This window comes from Actinomadura sp. NPDC049382, assembly GCF_040677125.1.
Taxonomy (GTDB): domain Bacteria; phylum Actinomycetota; class Actinomycetes; order Streptosporangiales; family Streptosporangiaceae; genus Spirillospora; species Spirillospora geliboluensis.
Genome location: NZ_JBFARO010000160.1, coordinates 1 through 17,949 on the forward strand (window position 1 = coordinate 1; position 17,949 = coordinate 17,949).

The following is a 17,949-nucleotide window of genomic DNA, read 5'->3' on the forward strand; positions in this document are numbered from 1 at the left end:
CGGGGGAAGAACTCGTACCAGGCGCCGTAGAGGGCGCGTTGGCGGTGCACGACCAGGGGGTACCAGTCCGACACCGTCAACAGATCCCGCAGCGGGTGGCGCCGCACGACGTCCAGCACGGTCGGTTCCCCTGCGGCGGCGAGACGTTCGAGCGCGTCCACGTCCTCGTCCACCAGCAGGCGCGTGAGCCGGGTCAGGACGCGCCGGTCCTTCGCGGGGACCTCGCGCGCGGCGCGGGTGAACAGTGCCGCGCCCTCGGTGAGCATGAGTTCGACGTCCTGGCCGCGGGGCACCTTGATCTGCGCGTCGTGCCACCAGTGCGCGATCGGGTCGCCCCACGCCTCCACCCGGAACGACCACGACCCCAGCTCCGTCGGCGTCACCAGCGCCGACCACCGGTCCAGCCCCGCGCCGACCTCGGCCATCCGCTCACCGGGCAGCTCCTCGCCGTCCGGCGTGCGCAGCACCACCGCCGCGCCCAGCCGCTCGTGCCCCTCCCGGAACACCGTCGCCGACACCTCGACCGTCTCGCCGACCACGGCCTTCGCCGGCCACCGGCCGCACCCCACCACCGGCGACACGTCCAGAATCGGAATGCGCCCGAGTTCGGCCTCCAGCTTCACCTGCATGTGCCCGCTCCCGCTCTCGGCGCCGTCCCTCCGGCGCCGGTCGCAGACATCCATGCCCCGTCCGCAACCTCCGGCCATCCCCGGCGCGACAAGATCATGCAAAGAACTGCCGTGCCGGGGGAGCGGGCCGCGCGCGGCCCGGCCGGGACGTCAGCCGGCGGCGCGGATGACCGAGGCGACCCCGGCGCCGGTGGTGACGAGCCGCCGGTACTCCGGCTGCCGCAGCTCCCCGCCCATGAACGGGTACGGGTTGCGGTGCACGGCCGGGCTCGGCTCCTCGCTGAGCGCGGCGAAGTGGATCTCGCGGGCGCCGGTCGCCGCGACGACCCGCGCGACGTTGCGGTCCGTGACGCCGCCGCCCGGCATCACGATGATGCGGTCGCCGGCGCGCTCGACCAGCTCGGCGATGAGCGGCGCGCCCTCCAGCACGCTCACGTCCTGCCCGGAGGTGAGGACGCGGGCGACGCCCAGGTCGATGAGCTCCTCCAGCGCGCCGAACGGGTCGGCGGCCATGTCGAACGCGCGGTGGAAGGTGACGGGCAGGCCGCCCGCCGCCGCGATGAGCCGCTCCGCCACCGGCCGGTCGATCCTCCCCTCCGGGGTCAGCGCGCCGATCACGATGCCGTCCGCGCCGGCCTCCCGGACGAGGGCCGTGTCGTGCTCCATCGCCGCGACCTCGTGCTCGTCGAAGATGAAGTCGCCGCCGCGCGGGCGGATGATGACGTGCACCTTGATCGACGACACGGCCGCGAGCGCGGCGCGGACCGTGCCCAGGGTCGGGGTGAGCCCTCCCTCGAACAGCGCCGCGCACAGCTCGACGCGGTGCGCGCCCGCCTTCTCGGCGGCGATGGCGCCGGCGACGCTGTCGATGCAGATCTCGTAGGTGAGGCTCACGAACGTCCTTCCTCGGTGGTGCGGATCTCGCCGACCGGGCGCCCGCCGCCGAGGACCGGGACGGCGCCGAGCGGGTCGGCCGGGCTGGTGTCGGCGCCGAGCGCGGCGAGCGCGAGCAGCGCGATGGCGGTGGTGGCGCGCGGGCTGCCGTCGATGACCTTCACCGCGACGGCGCGGCCGTCGGCGGTCGCGGCGATGAACACGCCCTCGGCGCCGCCCTTGGCGACCGTGCCGGGCAGCGCCCGCATGAACTCGGTGTTGGCGTGCCCCGTCCCGCCGACGTACTCGGGGTGGGCGCGCATCGCGTCCGCGACCGGGCGGGAGCCTTCGGACAGCACGAGCGAGCGCGCGGCGCGGGCCAGGCCGGTCAGGGTCAGCCCGAACAGCGGCGCGCCGCAGCCGTCGATCGCGACGGGCGCCGGCTCCTCGCCGGACGCGTCCGCCATGGCCTGCCGCACCATCAGCTGCAGCGGGTGCGACGGGTCGAGGTAGGCGTCGACCGGCCAGCCGTTCGCGGCGCACGCGGCGAGCATGGCGGCGTGCTTGCCGGAGCAGTTCATCCGCACCCGCGACTCGCCCTCGCCGGCCCGGATGAGCGCCGCCTTCGCCGGCTCGTCCTCCGGCCAGGACGGCGGGCACCGCAGGGCGTCCACGCCGAGGCCGGCGTCCGCGAGCATCGCCTCGACCGTCTTGACGTGGAAGTCCTCACCGGTGTGGCTGCCCGCCGCGATCGCGAGGCGCTCCCCGGCGAGGGGCGCGCCGGCCCGCAGGCAGGCGAGCGCCTGGAACGGCTTCGTGGTGGAGCGCGGCAGGACGGTCTCGTCCGGGACGCCGCGCGCGTAGGCGAGCGAGCCGTCGGGGGCGAGGCCCGCGACGCTGCCGTAGTGGCGGCTCTCCACGAAGCCGTTCCGGACGACCTCGGCCAGCACTTCGTACATGACTTCCTTCGTTACGGTTGCGCCGCCGGGACGGTCTCCCGGACGGGGGCCCGGCCGGCGCGGGACGGGCGGTGGCGCTGCCGCGCCTCCAGCGTCCGCGCGAGCTTGGCCAGCGACGCGTTGATCACCAGGTAGATCAGCGCGATCACCAGGTAGGTCTGGATGAGCAGGTGGTTGTAGTTCGCGAGGACCTTGCCGCTGTAGAGCAGCTCGGCGTAGCTGACGACGTACCCGAGCGAGGTGTCCTTCAGCAGCCCGGCGGACTGGCTGACCAGCGACGGCAGCACCCGCCGCGCCGCCTGCGGCAGCACGATCAGCCGCATCGCCCGGCCGCGGGTCAGGCCGAGCGCGAGGCCCGCCTCCAGCTGGCCGCGCTCCACCGAGCGGATCCCGGCCCGGAAGATCTCCGCGAACGCGGCGGCGTTGGACACCGACAGCGGCACGACGAGCTTCCAGAACAGCGGCAGGTCGACGCCGTACTTCGGCAGCGCGAACAGCACGATGTAGACCAGCAGCAGCGCCGGGATCGTCCGCACGATCTCGACGTAGGCGGCGGACGGGACGCGCAGCCACCGCGACGGCGAGACCCGGCCGAGCGCGAGCAGGATGCCCGCCGCCATGGCCAGCGCGATGGACACGGCCGCCGCGTACAGGGTGGAGCGCAGTCCCTCGAGGAGGTACCGCCACATGACCCATGTCCCGTACGGGCGCCACCGGTCGGCGGCGAGCTGGCCGTTGTCGGCGAACTGCCGCAGCGCGAGCGCGACCAGGACGGCGCCGCCCAGCAGCGTCAGCGCGGTGGTGATCCGGATGCGGCGGCGGGCGCGCGGCCCCGGCTCGTCGAACAGCAGCCGCGCGGAGTTCCCGGTGTCCGCGGTCTTCTTCATCGCAGGATCGCCAGCTTCCGTTCGAGGCCGCCGGTGACCAGCCCGAAGACCCCCGACAGCGCCATGTAGCCCAGGCCCGCCGTCACGAAGATCCAGATCGGCTGCGCCTCGGCGAGGTTGACCCGGTTCGCGGCCGCGGTCAGCTCCACCACGCCGACCGCCGCCGCGAGCGCGGTGTTCATCAGCGTCATGATCGCGATGTTGCCGAGCGGCTGGACGACCGTCCGCAGCGCCTGCGGGAGGACGACCAGCCGCAGCGACTGCACGAACGTCAGCCCGAGCGCGCGGGCGGCCTCGCCCTGCCCGGCCGGCACCGCGTTGATCCCGGACCGGATCGCCTCGGCCATGTACGCCCCCTGGTAGAGGGCGATGACGACGACCGAGGTGGTGAACAGCCCGGCGATCACCCCGATCTCGGGGAGCCCGAACACGGCGATGACCAGCCAGACCAGCAGCGGGATGTTCTGCAGGAGCTCGACGTAGGCCATCCCCGCGGCGCGGAGCACCCGCACCGGGCTCACCCGCATCGCGGCGACGAGGACGCCGGCGGCGAGCGCGCCGGCGAGCGCCAGCAGCGTCAGCTCGACGGTCAGCAGCAGCCCGTCGCCGAACTCCCCGAGGTGGTCGGTGATGACGTCCATGGGAGGAGGGGTTACTCCGAGCCCGGCGCGGAGCCGATCGCGGGCGGCTGCGGGGCGTCACCCTGGACGACCGTCCCGATCGAGTTCTTCCAGACCTTCGCCCACAGCCCGGACTCCTGGATCTTCTTGAGCCAGTCGTTGACGAACTGCTTCATCTGGGCGTCGCCGTGCTTGAGGCCGATGCCGTACGGGTCCTCGGTGAACGGCTCGCCCTGGATCTGCACGCTCGGGTCCTGCTTCGCGGTGGCGAGCAGCACGGCCTGGTCCTGGACGTAGGCGTCGCCGCGGCCCTGCTTGAGCGCCTGGACGCACTCGGGGTCGCTGCCGAACGTGACGATCTTCGCGTCCGGGGCGGCCTTCTTGATCGCCGGGATCGCCGGGGTGTTGGCGCCCGCGATGACCGTCTTGCCCTTCAGGTCGGCCGGGGTCTTGATGCCCGTCTCGTCCTTCTTGGTGGCGATGACGAGGCCGGAGCTGTAGTACGGCCCGGCGAACGCGACCTGCTTCGCGCGCTCCGGCGTGATGCTGTAGGTCTGGAAGACCACGTCCACGGTGCCGTTGGACAGCAGCGCCTCGCGCGTCTCCGACGCCGAGTTGACGATCTTCACGTTGGGCTTGCCGATGATGTACTTGGCGAGCAGCCGGCCGAAGTCGGCGTCCAGCCCCTCGACCTTCTTGGTCGCCGGGTTCTGCTGGGACAGCAGCGGCGCGTCCAGCGAGCCGCCCACGACCAGCTCCCCGCGCTGCTTGATCTTCTCCATGGTGGAGCCGGCCGGGATGTCGGCGGCGACCGGGGCGGAGGCGAGCAGGTCGTCGGTCTTGCCGCCGCCGGCGCCGGGCACGGCCGAGTCGGAGTCGCCGCCGGAGCAGGCCGCGAGGCCCGTCAGCGACAGCGCGGCGACCGCGGCCACCGCCGCCCGCCGCAGCCCCGCAGAGGAACGCACCATGATCATCAACCTTTCTCGGGTGGCGCGCCATGGGCGGCGCGCCGGGGGTGCCACTAGTGGCTGAGGACCTTGGCCAGGAAGTCCCGGGCCCGGTCGGTGGCGGGGGAGTCGAAGAAGGCGGCCGGGGTGCCGGACTCGACGACCTCGCCGTCCGCCATGAACACGACGCGGTCGGCGACCTTGCGCGCGAACCCCATCTCATGGGTGACGACGACCATCGTCATGCCGTCGCGGGCGAGGCCCGTCATCACGTCGAGGACCTCGCCGACCATCTCGGGGTCGAGCGCGGAGGTCGGCTCGTCGAACAGCATCGCCTTCGGCCGCATCGCGAGCGCGCGGGCGATCGCGGCGCGCTGCTGCTGGCCGCCGGACAGCTGCGCGGGCAGCTTGTCCGCCTGCTCGCCGATGCCGACCCGGTCGAGCAGTTCGCGGCCGCGCCGCTCGGCCTCGGCGCGCGACAGCCCGCGCACCCGCGTGGGCGCGAGCGTCATGTTCTGCAGGACGGTCTTGTGCTGGAACAGGTTGAACGACTGGAACACCATGCCGACGTCCGCGCGCAGGCGGGCGAGGGCGCGCCCCTCGGCGGGCAGCTCCTCGCCGTCGATGCGGATCACGCCCTCGTCCGGCGTCTCCAGCCGGTTCAGGCACCGGCAGAGCGTGGACTTGCCCGACCCGGACGGGCCGATCACCACGACCACCTCGCCGCGCGCGACGTCGAGATCGACGTCGCGCAGCGCGGTGTGGCCGCCGAAGCGCTTGCTGAGCCCGCGCACCTCGATCATTCGGTCACCTACGATCCAACTTCCTTCGATATCGAAGCCAAGCGCGACGATAGATGTAAAAATCGACGTAAGTCAACACGTTGCTGTACCAAGTTCGCGCATGCTATCTATCTGGGGTGCGTAACAGAGGGGACGACGGACCGGCGGCGCTCGTGCGGCTGGTGGCGACCGGCCGGGCGGAGTCGCGGGCCGAGCTCGCCCGGCTGTCCGGGCTCGCCGCCTCCAGCGTCTCGCTGCGGGTCGAGCAGCTCATCGCGGCCGGCCTGTTCGCCGAGGAGGGCGCCGGGGCCTCGCGCGGGGGCCGGCGGCCCCGCCGCCTCCGGCTGGCCCGGGAGGCGGGCGTCCTCCTCGTCGCCGACCTCGGCGCGCACCACGCCCGGCTCGCCGCCGCCGACCTCGCCGGGACGCCGCTCGCGGTGTCCGACCTGCGCTGCGACATCGCCGCCGGGCCCGAGGCCACGCTGACCCTGGTCGTGCGGAGCCTGCGCGCGCTGGCCCGCGAGCACGGGCTGGCGGACGTCCCGGTCCGCGGCATCGGCATCGGGCTGCCCGGCCCCGTCGACCCCGCGACCGGCCAGGTCGTCTCGCCGTCCCGGATGCCCGGCTGGAACGACTTCCCCGTCCGCGACCACGTCGCCGGGCAGACCGGGGTGCCCGTCCTGGTCGAGAACGACGCCAACCTCATGGCGGTCGGCGAGCACCGCCGGTCCTGGCCGTCCCTCGACAACCTCATGGTCATCAAGCTCGGCAGCGGCATCGGCTGCGGCGTCATCGTGGACGGCCGGCTGCACCGGGGCCGCGGCGCCGCGGGCGACATCAGCCACGTGCGGATCCTGTCGGAGGCGACGGTCGACTGCTCCTGCGGTCACCCCGACTGCCTGGAGGCCCATGCCAGCGGCGCGGCGCTCGCCGCGGCCCTCACCGCGCAGGGCATCGCCGTCGAGCACCCGTCGGAGATCGTGGACCTCGTCGCCGACGGCGTCCCGCAGGCGACCAGCGCCGTCCGCACCGCCGGCCGGCTCATCGGCGACGTGCTGACCGCGCTCGTGAACTTCTTCAACCCCGACGCGCTCGTCATCGGCGGCAGCCTGTCGAACGCCGAACCCCTCGTCGCCACCATCCGGGGCGTCATCTACGAGCGCTGCCTGCCGCTCGCCACCCGCAACCTGGAGATCGCCACCTCGCGCGCCGGCCGCGACGCCAGCGTCCTCGGCGCGGGCCGCCTCCTGCTCGGCACCGCCGACACCTGGATCGACCGCGTCCTCGAGCGGTAGCGGCGAGCGCTAGCGGCGGCCGACGGGGGCGGCTAGCGGTGCGCGGCGAGCGCCTCCCGCGCGGTCGCCACGTCCGGCGCGATCGCGACGCGGCGCTGCAGCCCGGCCACGTCCGACACCCGGCGGACGAGCCCGCGCGCCGGCAGCACCACCCACATGGGGACGCCCAGCTCGCTCGCCCGCATCTGCGAGCGGGTGATGACGTTGAGCCCGTTGGAGTCGCAGAACGTGCAGCCGCTGAGATCGATGATGAGGGCGGGCGTCCCGGAGTCGAGGAGCCGTACGGCCTGCTCGAGGATCGCCTCGCCGTTGCTCAGGTCGACCTCGTCCGGGAACGTCAGCGTCCCGCAGGTGTCCGTGATCTCCACACGTGCCACTCCGAGCTCCATGGTCCGCCCCAAATCGGTTTCCTCACCTGGATGACAACGGGGGGTACTTCACTGCGACTGTAAGCCCCGATCCTGGACGGAACCTGAAAGAAAGGTTCAAGTCTAGGACCTCCCTCGCCCATATCGGCGACGAACTCGTTCACTTGAGATTCGTCCTGGTTTGTCGCATCTGAAGGACCCCGGAAGCCCGTCCCCAGCGGGGTTCGGGCGTTCCGCGCGCTCCGGGCGGAGGCGGGTGCGCGGCGGGGCGCATCCGGACGATCGGCGTGCCTCGCGCCAGTCTGGTCGTCCTTCCTGAAGTTTCCCTTACCGGATGCGAACCGGGCGCTGAGAGTTCACGCCCGCCCTCCCACCGGCGGCCCGGTGGGGGCAAACCCCTATATTTCACCCTGCGGCCTGCTAGAACCGGGGGTGTGGGAATGAGCGCGGACCCAGTGGTCATCGACGGCGGCGACCGGTCCTGCGTGCGCCTGCTGCTGGAGCTGCGCGGGCACCTCGCCGGCCTCGCGCCCGGGACGGTCGTGCACCTGATCGCCGGCGACCCGGCCGCTCCCATCGACCTGCCCGCCTGGTGCCATCTGACCGGCCACGGCTACCTGGGCCCCGTCGAGGCCGCCGCGTCCCCGACCTACGCGCTCCAGGTGGCCGCCGACCCTCGTCCGACCTCCCCGGAGTCGCCCTGGCGCCCGCGCTGACCGCGCGTCCGGCCCCCGTTCCGCAGCTTGCCGGACGCCGTCCGGACGTCTATTGGCGATGCGCCAATGAGCGGTTAGGCTGGCGGGCGGTGGCGGTGAAGGGACGTTGGCATGAGCGGGCCGTCTGTCGCGATCGTCGGAAGCGGGTTCAGCGGGCTGGGGCTGGCCATCGCGCTGAAACGCGCCGGGTGCACCGAGCTGACCGTGTTCGAGCGGGCGGACGGCCTCGGCGGCGTCTGGCGGGAGAACACCTACCCCGGCGCCGCCTGCGACGCCCCCTCGCACCTGTACTCCTACTCCTTCGAGCCGAAGCACGACTGGTCGCGCCGGTTCGCGCCGCAGCCGGAGATCCTCGACTACCTCCGGGACTGCGCGCGCAAGTACGGCGTCACCGAGCACTTCCGGTTCGGGACGGAGGTCACCGGCGCCGACTTCGACGCCGCGACCGGGCGCTGGACCATCCGGACGGCCGCCGGCGAGGAGTTCGCGGCGGACGTCCTGGTCTCGGCGTGCGGCCAGCTCAGCCGCCCGGCCCTGCCCGACATCCCCGGCCTGGAGACGTTCGCCGGCACCGCGTTCCACTCCGCGCGCTGGGACCACGGCCACGACCTCGCCGGACGGCGGATCGCCGTCATCGGCAACGGGGCGAGCGCCGTCCAGTTCGTCCCGCGGATCGCGCCGGACGCCGCGACGCTCACCGTCTTCCAGCGGGAGCCGCAGTGGGTCGGCTGGAAGTGGGACCGCCGCTACCCCCGCCTCCGCTCCCGGCTCAACCGCCGGCTCCCCGTCCTCCAGCGGCTGTCCAGGCTCGGGGTGTTCCTCTGGTTCGAGGCCCTGCTCAACCCGATGCTGATCTCCCCGCGCGGCCGCCGGGTGCTGTCCGCGCACATCCGGGCGCTGTGCCGCACCACCCGGTGGGCGGTGCGCGACAAGCGGACCCGCCGCGACCTCACGCCCGGCTACGAACTCGGCTGCAAGCGCGTCCTGGTCTCCAGCGACTACTACCGGACGCTCAACCTGCCGCACGTCGACGTCGTCACCAGCCCCATCGTGAAGGTCGCGCCCGACGCGGTCGTCACCTCGGACGGCACCGCCCACCAGGTCGACACCATCATCATGGGCACGGGCTTCCGGTCGCACGACTTCGTCGCACCCATGCGCGTCACCGGCCTGGACGGACGTGCCCTGGACGACGCCTGGCAGGACGGCCCGCGCGCCTACCTCGGCCTGACCGTCGCCGGTTTCCCGAACTTCTTCCTGATGTACGGGCCCAACACCAACGTGGGCTCCGGGTCAGTGGTACACATGCTGGAGAGCCAGATCGCCTATATCGTGCAGGCCGTCCGCGCCCTGCGCGACCCGGAGGTGCTCTACATGGACGTCCGCGAGGGCGTGCTCTCCGAGTTCGACGAACGTCTCCAGCGCCGCCTGGACGGGACGGTCTGGAACGCCGGCGGCTGCACCAGCTGGTACCTGCGCGACGGCCGCCGCAACGCCAGCAACTGGCCCGGATCGATGCTCGCCTACCGCCGCCGGACCCGCACCCTCGACCCGTCCGACTACCGGTTCGTGAAGCGCTGACATGGGCCGGGCCACCGCTCACCCGCTGCTGCGCACCCTGGACGGCCTCCTCGTCATCCCGCCCGAGCACCACCGCCCCGACACCGGCCGCGCCGACGCCGCCGCGATGCTCGCCTGTCCCGACGCCACCCTGACCGACCTCGTCCGGCACGGCCTCCCGGCGACCGGCGAACGCGGCCGGGAGCGCTTCGACTCCCGGGACATCTTCAACATCGCCCTCTACTCCGGCTCCGGCCGCACCGGGATCGAGCGGACCGTCGCCTCCGCCCTGCGCTGGACCCGCGCGTCCTGCGAGGACCTCATCGCGCCGCGCGTCTCCCGGTTCGAGCTGCGCGTCGCCTGCGGCTCCCCGGACGGCTGCCGCCCCGGCGCCCGCAACACCCTCGCCCGGCCGCGGACCGGCGCCTACGGCGGGCGGGTCCGCCACGTCCGCGCGCACCCGGCCGGCGCGGCGCGCAACGAGCACGCGGGGACGGCGGCGACCGCCCGCGCGTCCGGCCCCGCGCTCACCCTCTCCGCCGTCCTGCGGACGGTCGGCGACTGCCCGGTGCTGCGCTCGCCCGCCCTCCGCGCGATCCTGCGCGAGTTCATGGGCGCCGAGCTGCGCTGGCTGCGCCTCCCCGAGGCGATGCGCGACGACGAGTCCCTCGTGCCGCGCGGGTTCGCCAGCTGCGGCTCGGCCAGCCGCTACATCGCCCGGCTGTGCCGGGAGGAGGGCATCCCCGCGACGACGCGGATCGGCTGGGTCGTCGGCCTGCCCGACCTGGTGCACGCCTGGGTGGAGGTCGAGGACGAGGACGGCGTCACCAAGGTCATCGACCCGACGTTCGTGCTGCTCGCCGAGGTGATCCCGGGCGCGAACCCGATGCTGCGCGACCCCGGCATCGCCTTCCGCACCAACCGGCTCGTCCCCACCGCGCTCGGCGTCGGCGCCGACATCGCGTCCCACACCTGCGCCGCCGGCCATGTGCCCCGCGTGAGCGCGTCCCTCGTCCCCGTGGCCTGAGCGGGTCTGTCGGACGGGCGTGCGATGGTGGTGGGGTGAGCGCCGATGAGGAGCGTGACGGGGTCCGGCTGACGAACCTCGACCAGCCCCTGTTCGAGGGGGCCGACGCGACCAAGCGCGACCTGGTCGACTACCTGGACGCCGTCGCCGGGCGCCTCGTGCCGCAGCTGGCCGGGCGTCCGCTGTCGGTGATCCGCGTGCTGCGCGGCCAGAAGCCGTTCATGCAGAAGAACGTCCCGAAGTACACCCCGTCCTGGGTGCGGACCGTGACGGTGTGGGCGGAGACGTCGCGGCGCGAGGTGTCGTACGCGCTGTGCGACGACCGCCGCACCCTGCTGTGGTTCGCCAACCAGCGCGCCGTCGAGTACCACCCGCCGCTGTTTCGCGCGGACGCGCCGCACCGCCCCACCCACCTCGTGATCGACATCGACCCGCCGGGCGCCGACGCGTTCGGCGCGGCGGTGCGGGCCGCGCATCTGGTCCGGCGGGCGCTGGACGACTGCGGGCTGGCGGGCGCGGTGAAGACCAGCGGCGCGAAGGGCGTGCACGTGTTCGTCCCGCTGGACGGCACGGCCGAGGTCGAGGACGTCGCCGCCGCAACCCGCGCGCTCGGCGCCCGCGCCGAGCGGCTCGACCCCGAACTCGCGACGACCGCGTTCATCCGCGAGGACCGCGGCGGCAAGGTGTTCCTCGACTCGACCCGAGCGGGCGGCGCGACCGTCGCCGCCGCCTACAGCCCGCGCATCCGCCCCGGCGCGCCCGTCTCGTTCCCCGTCGCGTGGGACGACCTCGACGGCGTCGCCCCGGCCGACTTCACGATCAGGACCGCGCTCGGCGTCCTCGGCGACCGCGACCCGTGGTCGGAGCTGATGCCGGCACCGCAGTCCCTCCCCGCCGACCTGGTGGAGGAGGGGCACACGATCCCGATCGCGCGGGTCCAGGCGATGCACGAGGGCAAGCGCCGGGCCAGGGCGCGCCGCGACGCCGGCTGACGCGTCCGCGGGCCGTCCCGCGCTTTTCCCCGGTCTCGCGAGCAGGCCGGGGAAAAGCGCGGCGAAAGCTCAGGAATTCAGCCTGACCGGCAGCGACCGGTGCCCGTTGGAGATGAACGACTCGACCGGCCGCAGCTCGCCCGGATCGACGGCGAGCTCCATATCCGGGAAGCGGGCGAAAAGCGCCGGAAGGGCGATCTCGGCCTCCATCCGCGCGAGAGGCGAGCCCACGCAGAAGTGCACGCCGTGGCCGAAGGAGATGTGCTCCTTGACGGCCCGGGTGATGTCGAAGGCGTCGGCGCTGTCGCCGTGCAGGGAAAGGTCGCGCCCGGCCGCCGCGTAGGCGGCGAGGATCGCCTCGCCCTTGCCGATCGTGACGCCGTCGACGTCGATGTCCTCGACGGCGTAGCGCAGCGGCAGGTTCGCCACGGGCGGCTGCCAGCGCAGCGCCTCCTCGATCACCTCCGTCCACGGCACCGACCCGGCCCGGACGAGCGCGCGCTGCTCCGGATGCGTCAGCAGCGCGGTGATCGCCTGGTCGAGCAGGTTCACCGTGGTCTCGTGCCCGGCGGAGATCATCAGGATCAGCGTGTCGACCAGTTCCTCCTCGCTGAGCCGCGACCCGTCCTCGTCGCGGGAGGAGATCAGCACGCCGGCCAGGTCGTCGGCGGGCTTGCGGCGCCGGAACGCGACGAAGTCCTGCAGGATGCCGTACATCTCGGTCTGGTTGGCGATGGCCTCCTCCGCGGTCAGCGCGGTGTTGAAGATGCCGTCCACGCACCGGCGCAGGCTCGGCCGCGTCTCCTCCGGGACGCCGAACAGCCGGCAGATCACCTCGATCGGCAGCGGGTAGGCGAACGCCTCGCGCAGGTCGGCGCGCCCGCCGGGGGCGGCGGCGAGCCCGTCCAGCAGGCCGGCGGTGATCCGCTCGACGTCGGGCCGGAGCGCCTCGGTGCGGCGGGGCGTGAACGCCCGGGAGATGATGGCGCGCAGCCGGCGGTGGTCCTCGCCGTAGGCGGTGAACATGTTGCGCACCGAGACCCACAGGCGCAGCGGCCAGTCTTCGGCGATCTCGCCGTCGATGTACTTCGTCCAGTGCAGATTCGGGTCCTTCGACACCCGCGGATCGGCCAGCAGGCGTTTCAGCTGCTCCTGGCCGGTGACCGCCCACGCGACGACGCCGCCGGGCAGTTCCACGAGCGTCACCGGGCCGCGCGCCCGCAGTTTCGCGGCCTCTCCCTGGACGTCGCCGCCGGACGGATCGATGACGAGCGGATTCTCCATTGTTGCCCTCTCCACGGACGCGTCGGAGCGCACCCGCGGGCGGCTCCCGAATGACCGACGCAGCCAACGTACGGGGCGCCGCGCCGGGCCGCCAGATCACCGCATGGACTCGTCCGGCGGCCGCATTTTCGGCCATTCCTTAAATGGCCGCGCGGAAATCCTGAGCCCGGATTCGGGGTGGCACGGCAAGCGGTACGCACCGCCGCCCGGCCGGTTCAGCGGCGGCCGGCGTCGGCGGCGAGCAGGGTGCGGAGCTGGTCGGCGGCGTCGGGTTCGAGGGCGGCGAACCGCTCCCGGTACAGGGCGGTGGACGCGGGCGCCGGCCAGTCGGCGGGCAGGTGCTCGGCGGGCAGCCCCGGGTCGGTGCGCAGCAGTTGCAGCCAGTCGGCGCCGAGGAGGGTGAGCCGGCTGAGCGGGCTGCCGCGCCGCTCCCGGTCCGGCGTCCAGGTCGCGATGAACGACTCGTGCTCGGCGCGGATCGCCGGGACGTCCCAGGCGCGGCGCAGCAGCCGCGGCACGTCGGTGCCCTCCACCGGGACGGAGTAGAACGCGTCGGCCAGCTCCGCCAGCCCGGCGAACGCGGGGCCGGCGAAGATCGCGTCTATGTCGACCCGGCCGGGCGCGATCCACAGCCCGTCGCGCAGCCCGCCGAAGCCGGCCCAGATCAGCCGGGCGCGGATCTGGTGGCGCAGGTCGCGGCGGCTCTCCGGCATGGAGTAGCTGAGCAGCGTCCACTCGCCGCCGGGGTGGGCGAACGGCTCCGCCGAGCGGACCCGGGGGGTGGCCTCGCGGAGCAGCTCCTCGGCCCAGGGGGTGAGCGAGAACCGCGCGGTGCGGCCCTCCCGGACGCGGGCGAGCTGCCCCTTGCGGGTCATCCGCGCGAGCGTGGCGCGGCCGGCCGCCTCCGCGACGCCGAGGTCCTCCAGCAGGTGCAGGAAGACCCGGGAGCTGATCGGCGGGAGGCCGCGGTCGAGGACGAGCGAGCCGAGGAAGCTGAACAGCAGCTGCTGCGGGGCGCGCCGGCGCGGCCGTGCGCTCGCGGACGCGTCGTCCTGCTCGCCGGTCATGCCCCGTCCCTCCGTCGTCGCCGTTCGCCGCCATCGGTGGACGCCGCCATCGGTGGGACGGCGCCGTCGCTGGACATCCCACCATGCCGCCCCCGGTCTCCGGCCGCGTCCCACTTTATTCGATCAAATCTTGACGAGCGACAGCAATGAATCTAGCTTCTAGGGCACAACGCGGATCGGAAGGGTGGCAATGGAGCTGAACGGGAAGGTGGCGGTGGTCACCGGAGCCGGCCGGGGCCTCGGTCTCGCCTACGCCGGCGAACTCGCCCGCGCCGGCGCGGCCGTCGTCGTCAACGACGCGGACGCCGGCGCCGCCGAGGCGGCCGCGGCGCGGATCGCCGCCGCGGGCGGGCGGGCCGTCGCGCACCCCGCCGCGGTCGGCCCCGCCGAGGCCGCCGACGCGCTGGTCGCGCGGGCCGTGGCGGAGTTCGGCCGGCTCGACGTGATGGTGACCAACGCCGGCGTCCTGCGCGACCGGGTGCTGTGGAAGATGACCGACGACGACTTCGACACCGTCGTCCGGGTGCATCTGAAGGGCACGTTCACCTGCGCCCGCGCGGCGGCGGTCCGGTTCCGCGAGCAGGGCGAGGGCGGCCGGCTCATCCTGGTCGGCTCGCCGGCCGGGCAGCGCGGCAACTTCGGCCAGACGAACTACTCCGCGGCCAAGGCCGGGATCGTCGGGTTCGTCCGGACCTGGGCGATGGAGCTGGCCCGCGCGAACGTCACCGTCAACGCGGTCGTGCCCGTCGCCGCCACCGCGATGACCGAGACGATCCCCGCGCTCGCGCCCTATGTGGCGGCGATGCGGGAGGGCCGCGCCATGCCGCCGTTCGCGCGCCGCGCGCTGGCCTTCGGCACCCCCGAGGACGCCGCCGGGCTGGTGGCCTTCCTCGCCTCGGACGCCGCGTCCGGCATCACCGGGCAGGCCATCGGGATCGGCGGCGACCGGCTCTCGCTCTGGACGCACCCGACCCAGGCCGTCGCCGCCTACCGGGACGGCGGCTGGGCGGCGGCGGACATCGCCGGGGTCTGGCCGGCGGTCTTCGCCGAGCACGAGCAGAGCGTGGGGGAGAACCTCCCCGCGGCGCCGGAGGGCGCCGCGTGAGCGGCCTCGACCTGGCCGCGCTGGAGGCGATCGACGTCCACGTCCACGTCGAGTCCGACGGGCACGGCCACCTGTCGCTGCCGGAGGAGTTCATGGAGGCGTCGGCGAAGTACTTCGGCGCCGACCAGAACCGCACGCCGGCGATCGACGAGATCGCCGCCTACTACCGCGAGCGGCGGACGGCGGCCGTCGTGTTCACCGTCGACATGGAGAACGCCACCGGGCACCCCGCCATCTCCAGCGAGGAGATCGCCGACCGCGCCGCCGAACACCCCGACGTGCTCATCCCGTTCGCGAGCATCGACCCGGCCAAGGGGCGCGCCGGCGCCCGGACGTTCCGCCGGCTGATCGAGGAGCGCGGCGTCCGCGGCATCAAGTTCCACCCGTCGCTGCAGGGCTTCGCACCCGACGACCGCAGCGCGTACCCGCTGCTGGAGGTCGCCGCCGAGCACGGCGTCCCGGCCCTGTTCCACACCGGGCAGACCGGGATCGGCGCCGGGATGCCGGGCGGCGGAGGCATCCGGCTCGGCCTGTCCAACCCGATGCTGCTGGACGGCGTCGCCGTCGACCTCCCCGAACTGACGATCATCATGGCGCACCCCTCGTTCCCCTGGCAGGACGAGGCGCTCGCCGTCGCCACGCACAAGCCGAACGTCTACATCGACCTGTCCGGCTGGTCGCCGAAGTACTTCCCGCCGCAGCTCGTCCGGTACGCCAACGGGCTGCTGCAGGACAAGGTCCTGTTCGGTTCCGACTACCCGGTCATCACCCCGGACCGGTGGCGGCGCGACTTCGCGGAGCTGGAGATCAAGCCGCACGTCCGCCCCAAGATCCTGAAGGACAACGCCGTGCGGGCCCTGGGCCTGGCTCCGGCGGGCGAGGAGGAGGCATGAGCACGACCGTCGCGTACGCGGACCTGAAGAGCCTGGCGGGCGGCTCGCTCGGCACCAGCCGCTGGCTGGAGGTGGACCAGTCCCGCATCGACACCTTCGCCGACGCCACCGACGACCACCAGTGGATCCACGTCGACCCCGAGCGCGCCAAGGACGGCCCGTTCGGCGGCCCGGTCGCGCACGGCTACCTGACGCTGTCGCTGGTCATCCCGCTGTGGACGGAGCTGCTCGACGTCACCGGCGTCACCACGAAGATCAACTACGGGCTGAACAAGGTGCGCTTCCCGGCCCCCGTCCCGGCCGGCTCCCGCATCCGCCTCTCCGGAACCCTCGCGGACGTGGCGGACGTCGCCGGCGGCGTCCAGGTCACCGCCGACCTCGTCGTGGAGATCGAGAACGCCGACAAGCCCGCCTGCGTCCTCCAGAGCATCTTCCGCTTCATCCCCTAGCCTCATCCCCTAGCCCCATCCCGCCGGGCCGGGCTGTCCGCTCTGCGTCCGCTCCCGCCGGCCGGCCGCACCCTCCGCCGCCCGGGTCCGCGGCACGCCCCGACAGGGGCGGGTCGCGGACCTCCGGTCAGGTGTCCGTATGATGGACAGCCGAGTGATCTGAGACGGCCGGCGAGGGGATGATCGATGCCACGGGAAGGCACCGGACCGGATTTCATCGAGGCGCTGGCCCGGGGCCTGGACGTCATCACCGCGTTCGAGGCGCGGCGGCCGGTGATGACCCTCGCGCAGGTCGCCGAGGCCGCCGGGCTCGCCCGGCCGACCGCCCGCCGCGTGCTGCTCACGCTGCAGGAGCTCGGCTACGTCCGGGCGGGCGAGGGCGGCTACGCGCTCACCCCGCGCGTGCTCGACCTCGGCGTCGCCTACGTCCGGTCCATGGGCCTGTGGGACGTGGCGCGCCCGCACATGGAGCGGCTCGTCGCCCGGACGAACGAGTCGTGCTCGATCGCGCAGCTCGACGGGTCCGACATCGTCTACGTCGCGCGCGTCGCCGTTCCGAAGATCGTCGCGCTGGCGGTGCAGATCGGCACCCGGTTCCCCGCGCTGCAGACCTCGCTCGGCAAGGTGCAGCTCGCCGCGCTCGACCCCGCCGAGGTCGACCGGATCCTCGCCGAGCCGACCCGCTCCGGGCTGGAGCCGCGCGTCCAGCTCACCAAGGCCGAGCGGGACGCGGAGCTGCGCGAGGTGCGGGCGCGCGGCTGGGCGCTGACCGACGAGCAGCTCGCCCGCGGCATCCGCTCGGTCGCGGCGCCGCTGCGGGACGGCTCGGGCAAGGTCATCGCGGGCATCAACGTCAACACCCACGCCGCCGAGACGCCCGTCGAGCAGCTGCTGGAGGAGCACCTGCCGCTGCTGCTGCACACGGCGGGGGAGATCAGCGCCGACTTCGCCCGGCTGGAGACCGTCCCCCAGGTCACCGCGGGGTGAGGACGATCCGCCCCGCCGCCGTCCCGTCGCCCTGGCGCCGCCACGCGTCCGCCGCGTCCTCCAGGGGCGCGGTCTCGTGGGCCACGGCCAGGCTCCCGGACGCGGCCCGCTCCGCGACGAACGCGATCGACGCCGCCCGCTGCTCCGCCGACAGCTCGTTGTTGGTGTAGCCGAGCAGCCGCAGCGACCTCCCGCGCAGGGTGGCGGAGTCGATCGGGCACGTCTCGCCCGCCGAGCCTCCGAGGTTGACGAGCCGCCCGCCGGGGCGCAGCGTCCGCGCCGCTGCCGCCGCCGGGGCGCCGAACAGCGGATCGAGGACCAGGTCCACCGGTCCGTCGGCGGCGTCCGCGAACCGCCGGGCCAGCTCGGCGACGTCGGCGGTGTCGAGGGCGACGACCGCGTCCGCGCCGGCCGCCGCCGCCGGCGCCCGGGCGTCCGGCGACCGGGCGCCGGCGACGATCCGCCGCGCGCCCGCCGCCCGCGCGAGCTGCACGGCGGCCTGGCCGACG

20 protein-coding genes are annotated in these 17,949 nt (G+C 73.8%); 9 read left to right on the forward strand and 11 right to left on the reverse strand.

Annotated elements, in window-relative coordinates; translation table 11 throughout:
- From AB0K34_RS42005 to AB0K34_RS42035, 7 genes are all read right to left on the reverse strand, one after another.
- On the reverse strand, positions 1 to 629 hold a 629-nt coding region (locus AB0K34_RS42005; RefSeq protein ID WP_364554282.1), incomplete at its 3' end, for a maltotransferase domain-containing protein.
- Positions 630 to 779: 150 nt separating this feature from the next.
- Positions 780 to 1,523: a copper homeostasis protein CutC gene (locus AB0K34_RS42010; RefSeq protein ID WP_301177841.1), complete on the reverse strand. Its 744-nt coding sequence runs from the start codon at positions 1,521 to 1,523 to the stop codon at positions 780 to 782.
- Entirely contained in the window at positions 1,520 to 2,461 is a 942-nt protein-coding gene (locus AB0K34_RS42015; RefSeq protein WP_364554283.1) for an asparaginase, read from the reverse strand. The genes AB0K34_RS42010 and AB0K34_RS42015 overlap by 4 nt, the downstream gene beginning before the upstream one ends.
- An 11-nt stretch (positions 2,462 to 2,472) precedes the next feature.
- Positions 2,473 to 3,348, reverse strand: a complete 876-nt coding sequence (locus AB0K34_RS42020; RefSeq protein WP_364554284.1) for an amino acid ABC transporter permease — start codon at positions 3,346 to 3,348, stop codon at positions 2,473 to 2,475.
- Complete coding sequence (locus tag AB0K34_RS42025; protein WP_138635229.1) at positions 3,345 to 3,989, reverse strand: amino acid ABC transporter permease; 645 nt, start codon at positions 3,987 to 3,989, stop codon at positions 3,345 to 3,347. The genes AB0K34_RS42020 and AB0K34_RS42025 overlap by 4 nt, the downstream gene beginning before the upstream one ends.
- A gap of 11 nt (positions 3,990 to 4,000) precedes the next feature.
- Positions 4,001 to 4,936, reverse strand: coding sequence for a glutamate ABC transporter substrate-binding protein (locus AB0K34_RS42030; RefSeq protein WP_364554285.1), 936 nt, complete (start codon positions 4,934 to 4,936; stop codon positions 4,001 to 4,003).
- Positions 4,937 to 4,989: 53 nt separating this feature from the next.
- Positions 4,990 to 5,718, reverse strand: a complete 729-nt coding sequence (locus AB0K34_RS42035) for an amino acid ABC transporter ATP-binding protein (RefSeq protein WP_138635233.1) — start codon at positions 5,716 to 5,718, stop codon at positions 4,990 to 4,992.
- 116 nt (positions 5,719 to 5,834) lie between these two features.
- Between AB0K34_RS42035 and AB0K34_RS42040 the strand changes: the two genes are divergently transcribed.
- Positions 5,835 to 6,992: an ROK family protein gene (locus AB0K34_RS42040; protein WP_205719123.1), complete on the forward strand. Its 1,158-nt coding sequence runs from the start codon at positions 5,835 to 5,837 to the stop codon at positions 6,990 to 6,992.
- Positions 6,993 to 7,024: 32 nt separating this feature from the next.
- On the opposite strand, the gene AB0K34_RS42045 is transcribed toward AB0K34_RS42040, so the two are convergent.
- A complete protein-coding gene (locus AB0K34_RS42045) occupies positions 7,025 to 7,369 on the reverse strand; it encodes an STAS domain-containing protein (RefSeq protein WP_171068878.1) in 345 nt (114 codons plus the stop codon).
- A gap of 431 nt (positions 7,370 to 7,800) precedes the next feature.
- Between AB0K34_RS42045 and AB0K34_RS42050 the strand changes: the two genes are divergently transcribed.
- From AB0K34_RS42050 to ligD, 4 genes are all read left to right on the forward strand, one after another.
- Complete coding sequence (locus tag AB0K34_RS42050; protein ID WP_301177837.1) at positions 7,801 to 8,076, forward strand: sulfurtransferase TusA family protein; 276 nt, start codon at positions 7,801 to 7,803, stop codon at positions 8,074 to 8,076.
- Between the two features lie 111 nt (positions 8,077 to 8,187).
- A complete protein-coding gene (locus tag AB0K34_RS42055; protein ID WP_301177836.1) occupies positions 8,188 to 9,657 on the forward strand; it encodes an NAD(P)/FAD-dependent oxidoreductase in 1,470 nt (489 codons plus the stop codon).
- Between the two features lies 1 nt (position 9,658).
- Entirely contained in the window at positions 9,659 to 10,663 is a 1,005-nt protein-coding gene (locus tag AB0K34_RS42060; RefSeq protein ID WP_138635241.1) for a transglutaminase domain-containing protein, read from the forward strand.
- Positions 10,664 to 10,698: 35 nt separating this feature from the next.
- Positions 10,699 to 11,655: a non-homologous end-joining DNA ligase gene (gene ligD, locus AB0K34_RS42065; protein WP_301177835.1), complete on the forward strand. Its 957-nt coding sequence runs from the start codon at positions 10,699 to 10,701 to the stop codon at positions 11,653 to 11,655.
- Positions 11,656 to 11,724: 69 nt separating this feature from the next.
- On the opposite strand, the gene AB0K34_RS42070 is transcribed toward ligD, so the two are convergent.
- Positions 11,725 to 12,939: a cytochrome P450 gene (locus AB0K34_RS42070; RefSeq protein ID WP_301177834.1), complete on the reverse strand. Its 1,215-nt coding sequence runs from the start codon at positions 12,937 to 12,939 to the stop codon at positions 11,725 to 11,727.
- A 215-nt stretch (positions 12,940 to 13,154) separates the two neighbouring features.
- Entirely contained in the window at positions 13,155 to 14,006 is an 852-nt protein-coding gene (locus AB0K34_RS42075; RefSeq protein ID WP_138635246.1) for a PaaX family transcriptional regulator C-terminal domain-containing protein, read from the reverse strand.
- A 190-nt stretch (positions 14,007 to 14,196) separates the two neighbouring features.
- Here AB0K34_RS42075 and AB0K34_RS42080 point away from each other — a divergent pair, with 190 nt between their 5' ends.
- The 4 genes from AB0K34_RS42080 to AB0K34_RS42095 all read left to right on the forward strand — a co-directional run bounded on the left by AB0K34_RS42080 (position 14,197) and on the right by AB0K34_RS42095 (position 17,440).
- A complete protein-coding gene (locus tag AB0K34_RS42080; RefSeq protein WP_364554286.1) occupies positions 14,197 to 15,111 on the forward strand; it encodes an SDR family NAD(P)-dependent oxidoreductase in 915 nt (304 codons plus the stop codon).
- Positions 15,108 to 16,004, forward strand: coding sequence for an amidohydrolase family protein (locus tag AB0K34_RS42085; RefSeq protein WP_301178278.1), 897 nt, complete (start codon positions 15,108 to 15,110; stop codon positions 16,002 to 16,004). Before AB0K34_RS42080 ends, AB0K34_RS42085 begins: the two co-directional genes overlap by 4 nt.
- The gene (locus AB0K34_RS42090) at positions 16,001 to 16,453 is read left to right on the forward strand and encodes a MaoC family dehydratase (RefSeq protein WP_301178279.1); all 453 of its coding nucleotides are present in this window, start codon (positions 16,001 to 16,003) and stop codon (positions 16,451 to 16,453) included. The genes AB0K34_RS42085 and AB0K34_RS42090 overlap by 4 nt, the downstream gene beginning before the upstream one ends.
- 186 nt (positions 16,454 to 16,639) lie before the next feature.
- Complete coding sequence (locus AB0K34_RS42095) at positions 16,640 to 17,440, forward strand: IclR family transcriptional regulator C-terminal domain-containing protein (protein ID WP_301178280.1); 801 nt, start codon at positions 16,640 to 16,642, stop codon at positions 17,438 to 17,440.
- Here the strand turns inward: AB0K34_RS42095 and AB0K34_RS42100 are convergent.
- On the reverse strand, positions 17,427 to 17,949 hold a 523-nt coding region (locus AB0K34_RS42100; RefSeq protein ID WP_364554287.1), incomplete at its 5' end, for a zinc-binding dehydrogenase. The two genes, AB0K34_RS42095 and AB0K34_RS42100, sit on opposite strands and share 14 nt — an antisense overlap.